Source organism: Hominiventricola sp. (assembly GCF_057604405.1).
On sequence record NZ_DBLYVB010000045.1, the window covers coordinates 1 to 5,673 of the forward strand.

Sequence of the window (5,673 nt, forward strand, 5' to 3'; positions counted from 1 at the left end):
TGACCTTCTAACTCTGTCTGCCATTTGCTGAAAACACACTTCAGATCCGGCAGATAAAGTGGTTTCAAATCCCATCTCTGTCCGCCCGGTTTCTTATCCAGCTGAATCTGTTCAAACTGGAAGATCATACTAAGTTCTTTCCTTTCCGGATCCGTATATAATCTTCCAATCTCCGGGGTCGCCCCCCAGCACTCACCAACCGTCATGCTGTCCCTGTGACCAAAGGTCGCTTCGTTCATCTCATGCAGGTATTTATGAAGCATCGGCCCATTCTCTTTGATCTTCTGATCCGGTATCTTTCCAATCAGATCAATCACATCCATACGGAAACCTGCAATCCCCTGATCCAACCACCAATTCATCATGTCATAAATTTTCTGCCTCAGCTTCGGGTTCTCCCAGTTCAGATCTGGCTGTTTTTTACTGTAAAAATGCAGATAATACTCATTCGTCTCCGGCGAATACTCCCATGCACTTCCACCGAAATTTGACATCAGATCATTCGGTGGCTGTCCATCTTCACCTTTCCTCCAGATGTAGTAGTCCCGGTATGGATTATCCAAGCTTTTCTTTGCTTCTATGAACCATGGATGTTCATCTGATGTATGGTTCACTACCAGATCCATAATGATTTTGATATCATTATCTTGACATTTTTGTATCAATATCTTCATATCTTCCATTGTTCCAAATTCCGGGTAAACCGTACGATAATCAGAGATATCATATCCATTGTCATCCTGCGGTGACTGATAGATTGGACAGATCCAGAGTACATTGACTCCCAGTTTTTTCAGATATTCAATTTTCCCTGTAATTCCTGGAATATCCCCCATTCCATCCCCATTGCTGTCGGCAAAACTCCGAGGATAGATCTGATAAACGACACTGCTTTGCCACCATTTCTTCTCCATCTTATGTCCCCTTCTTGCTTTTTTTATTCGAACCAAGTATAATACAAAAAATAAAAGGATACTTTCATTATTTTATCAAAAAATAACACAATATTATGCAACAGTTCATCCACGCGTCTGTGCAAGAAAGGAGATCTCTCATGTTAGGTTCCTTAAAAGAGACAAATTTTCACGGAACCCCTATGTTCCCCTTACAGATTTATTCTCATAAAGATAAGAACGGTTTCTATTCCGTTACTGCCCACTGGCATGAGGAACTGGAATTTCTCTATATTGAGGAAGGAACTATGCACGGAATCATTGCCGGAACCCCTTATGAAATGAAAGCCGGTGAATTCTATTTCATCAACTCTGGTGAACTGCATGAATTAAGCACACACAACCATTCCCTGCATCATGCAATCGTTTTCGATCCCCAATTACTTAATTTTGATTTGTATGATGCCTGTCAGCACAATTTTATCCAGCCAATCACACAGAAGAAACTGCTCTTCCCAAACAACATCTCCAGTGCCATCAGTCAGAAAGAACAAGAAAGTCTCCGACAGCTTTTTCTTGCAATGATCTATAATTACCACCACCCGGAACAATGTGCACTTCTCAAAATTAAGATCTGTCTTCTGCAGATTCTGGAACTCTGTTTCCGCACAGAAATTCTTATACAGAACCAGACTACCGGAAAGCAGCTCTCCTCCATGAATCAGCTGAAGGAAGTGCTTGATTTTATCCGGTCACATTACGCCGAAGAAATTACATTAAAAGAACTTGCTGACATTGCCTGCATGAGCCCGACCTATTTCTGCAAATATTTCCATCAGGAAATGGGCAAGACACCGTTCGCCTTCCTGAATGAATACCGCATCAAAAAAGCCGCCATCCTTTTGGATGACAGCTCACTGTATGTTTCTGATATTGCCATTAACTGTGGCTTTGACAACATCAGCTATTTCATTCGTAAGTTCAAAGAATACCAAGGAATCACCCCCAAAAAATACAGAAGCCGGAAGATGCCAGAATAAATAAAGCTATTTCATGAATCAATACCCTTGTGGTTGGATCTTTTCTTACTTTCCCGATGAAAATCAAGCTTCGTACTGCTGCTATTATAAGTTTTTTGCTTTACTTTCTCGAACCATCTGGAGCGCCTGTGTGATTGTTGGACGAACTCTACGCATAACTGTCGATCACGAAACATGAAAGAGCCAGCTAGAAGAAAATATATGTATTAAGTTAAAAGAATAAACCCGTAAACAGCAGATCCCCTGCAAAGCTTGAAAACTCTGCAGGGGAACACATAAATTTTATTTTCCCTATGTAATCATCTCCGGTTTCATCTTTCAAAAACAGGTATATCCGAAACATCCCGCTTTTCATTACGGATATAATCCTGATTATACGGGAATCTGGCAACCTTTGCGCGAACCTTCATCTGGCGGGTTCCCGGCGTTCCCCAGAGTATTTCAAGCTCCGTCCCTTCTTTGGCATATTCTGCGGAAATAAAGGCCAGAGAAATCATGCTGTTATAGGTATAAGAGATGATTTTTCCGCTTGTGATCCCGATCTCCTTATCTGCAGCCAGCACCTTATCCGCCCGGTACTCAAAACCAAACTCTCTGACACAGAAATAGTATTCAAGAGCGCATGGTTTGGTAATATCCTCGCAGGGTTCTTCCCCAGGTCTGAGCATGGTTGCAAAGACTTCTGCCACATCCTCGGCGTTCCATTCCAGGGTTACGCATTTTTTTTGGGGCTTTTTCGACATTTCAAGGAGGGCTTCTTTTCCAATGAAGTCATGATTGTATTTAATCAGGAAATCCCATCCCACATCATAGGGAGTAACAAAGCGAGCCTGAAGATCATCCCCCACACTTCCGAGAAGCTTTCGATTGAGATTGAACATGGATAACTGAGGCACTGTGCGCATATATTCTGTCATTTTCTCGCTGGTTTCCAGCCACGGAAGCGGATAGTGAAGATTGATATTCGGGAATCCGGCCTCCGTATGATTAAACATGTTATAAGCCTGGAGCCCAAGCTTTCTTGCTCCCAGCTTTTCACCTGCCGCCCATACCAGATTGTAGATCTCCGCATAATCCGCCATATCTCCGTGAATTTCATAAGCAAGATTGCCGGACATGCCAAGCCGGATGATGCGTACCTGTTTTCCGTTTACCTCCTGGATTCTATGTCTGCCGAATTTGATGTCGTGAAGATTGGCCTGGAATGCGTTTTCCAGAATCTCTAAGGACTTTTCACCGTCAATCTGGATAAAATATTCCTTTCCGCTCATGTTTTCGCCATGCACATCCAGATCTGATGTATTGACATAATAAGAGATCACCGGATCAAGCCAGTAGGTTCTGTAACGATCTTCTCCGATACGGATTACAACGCCGTCTGTCAGAATCTGACCTTTCTCATTGCACATTACGGCATGGCGTATGCCGTTCATTCCCAGCGTGGTAAAATCATTTGTACAGACCTGTCACATTAATTTAACGGCATCCGGTCCGTATACATCATAAATGGGGGATGTCATAAGCGCCGTTCCAATCCATGCGCTGGTCTGATATGCCTTGATCTCATCCTCCACGCCCGTATAAGCATATGCCGTAATAAAAGATCCCTGTGGGAACAATAAGGTGGCGCCTTCCAGCGCCGGATTCATCATTTCTGCCATTTTTCGTCCTCCTACTGTTTTTAATTATCTGTAGATGTTCTTGTTCCGATTAAATGATTTTCCATATCTTCAAACATTTCTCTTACCGTGATGGGCTTTTGCCCTGTCAGCTTTTCAAAATCATCTGTAAATGTACTCATTTGATTCAGACGGATTGCCCTGCCAAAGGACACCATTCCATCTGAGCAAAATGGGAAGTTCTTCGCCGTGTCCGCCCACATTTCCTCCGTTGTCCTTGGAACGCCGATGGAGTCAAAGAACTCATACATCTCATCATCGTTGATATATTGATATTCCGTCTTTTTACCCGTAACCTCCGAGGCGATTGCCATGTACTGTGCAATTGTCAGAAGCTCGGCTCCATTTATATCAACAATTCGGTCTTCCCAATCAGACATTGCCGCGCAGGCCGCCGCAAGCGCACAGTCATCCCTCGAAACAAATGCCATTTTCCCATCTCCCATGTTATTGCGGATGATGCCGTTTGTATTTTCAACTGCTTCCACAAATGTGGAGACCATTGCTTCCGCATATTGGGAATCCCGAAGAATCAAATAATGGATAGGCTGTTTTTTGATATACCCTTCGGTCCATACATGATCGTTTACTTCGTAAGCATTGATATCCTCATGTCCAGCTCCTACAATCGATGTATAAACCAGTTTGTTTACACCTGCCGCCACAGCCGCATCAATTGCAATTTTATGTGCCGCTCTTCTTTTCGGTCCAACGAATGGCATGGAGATCAGAATAACTGTATCCGCATCTTTAAATGCTTCCGTCAGTTTTTCCGCATTGTTAAAATCGGCAATTCTGGTTTCAATGCCCATTGCCTGGTATTTTTCAAGACCATTTTTTGTTGGAGCCGTAAAAATCAAAGCTTCATGAGGATATTTTTCCAGCAATACACGGGCTGATCTGCTTCCAAAATTTCCGTCTACTCCATTTAACAATATCTTTTTCATAAAAAATAATCCTTTCAACTATATAGTTATAATATTAAAAAATCGATACCCCTTTATAGGATGCTCCCTCAGCTCTTTTTATTGCCTCCCTCCTTTTGTCTGAATTATATTATCTCCTCTCTAACTGTCGGCGCCTGAACAGTGTTTCCTATATATTTATAGTAAAGCAGTTTCCATCTCCCGTCATTGGTTATATAATTCATTTATACCGTCTTTTTTCGTCAAAAATAACCAAAGGAGTTTTTTGCAATGAAATCTATGAGCATTTCTGTCATCCTTGACTGGATTCCTGATAAATACAGGATTTTTTATAAATCTACGGGCTTAGATCAATTATTCCGGCATGCCCGCATACTTGATGATTCCATGGAAATAATCGATAATGATTTTCTGTACCAAAACCGGATCAAAGGAGGGACAGATAAACCCTTCCTGGATGGAGTATGCCGCCATCTTATATACGGACGAGCCTTTTCATAAGGTATTCCGTGAGTTTCTGGATATTTTTGATAAGTACTATGCCTGGTATGAGCAATGCCTAAAGATAATTATCGAAAACAAAGATGTTTCAGATCTGCTTGATTATGCGGCCACTTTTCTTTGCAACCCGATTGCCCTTTTTTCTCCAACCGGAAAGCTGCTGCATTATACCGGGAAATTTCAGGAAAAATCGAGGGAACTCTCTGGGACGAGGTTATCAATTTCGGCTTTACACCGACAGAATCCATATATCCTGACGAACAGCAAATGAAAATATATCGTCCCAAAGCGTTCTGCATTCAGCTTCGCCCCAAGCATAAGGTCTTTGATAATCTGGTATTAAAAAGTCCGATTTTTTACTCTGAAATAAATCTTTTATTGTTTTTTGGTCAACATTTAATTTTGACATAACCCAATTCCTTTCTCTTCTAAGTTCTATCTTCTGAAAATTACTCCTGATACAATCAGTTTTTAATTCGCATATTTCTTGAAGTTCTCTGCCTGCTCAAGAACTTCCTTGTAAACATCATCAATTCTACCCTCGCCCCACCTGTATTTTCAGAATTTGAAAGTTTAATACCTCCACCATATTTTTCAGCCACAGTTTTTGCAAAAAATAGTCCCATCCCATAAT

At 41.7% G+C, this 5,673-nt stretch carries 5 protein-coding genes and 1 pseudogene; 1 reads left to right on the forward strand and 5 read right to left on the reverse strand.

Going from position 1 to position 5,673, the window contains the following annotated elements; translation table 11 throughout:
- On the reverse strand, positions 1-914 hold a 914-nt coding region (locus ACZMB2_RS13515), incomplete at its 3' end, for an alpha-amylase family glycosyl hydrolase (protein WP_487597123.1).
- A gap of 140 nt (positions 915-1,054) precedes the next feature.
- Between ACZMB2_RS13515 and ACZMB2_RS13520 the strand changes: the two genes are divergently transcribed.
- The gene (locus ACZMB2_RS13520; RefSeq protein ID WP_487597124.1) at positions 1,055-1,933 is read left to right on the forward strand and encodes a helix-turn-helix transcriptional regulator; all 879 of its coding nucleotides are present in this window, start codon (positions 1,055-1,057) and stop codon (positions 1,931-1,933) included.
- Positions 1,934-2,244: 311 nt separating this feature from the next.
- On the opposite strand, the pseudogene ACZMB2_RS13525 reads toward ACZMB2_RS13520, so the two are convergent.
- The 4 genes and pseudogenes from ACZMB2_RS13525 to ACZMB2_RS13540 all read right to left on the reverse strand — a co-directional run.
- Positions 2,245-3,387: pseudogene (locus ACZMB2_RS13525) on the reverse strand (aminomethyl transferase family protein); the annotation flags it as partial.
- A gap of 12 nt (positions 3,388-3,399) precedes the next feature.
- Entirely contained in the window at positions 3,400-3,594 is a 195-nt protein-coding gene (locus ACZMB2_RS13530) for a hypothetical protein (RefSeq protein WP_487597125.1), read from the reverse strand.
- 20 nt (positions 3,595-3,614) lie between these two features.
- On the reverse strand, positions 3,615-4,559 hold the full coding sequence (locus tag ACZMB2_RS13535; protein WP_178292136.1) for an NmrA family NAD(P)-binding protein: 945 nt from the start codon (positions 4,557-4,559) through the stop codon (positions 3,615-3,617).
- 709 nt (positions 4,560-5,268) lie between these two features.
- On the reverse strand, positions 5,269-5,448 hold the full coding sequence (locus tag ACZMB2_RS13540; RefSeq protein WP_487597126.1) for a GmrSD restriction endonuclease domain-containing protein: 180 nt from the start codon (positions 5,446-5,448) through the stop codon (positions 5,269-5,271).
- Positions 5,449-5,673: the final 225 nt, after the last annotated feature.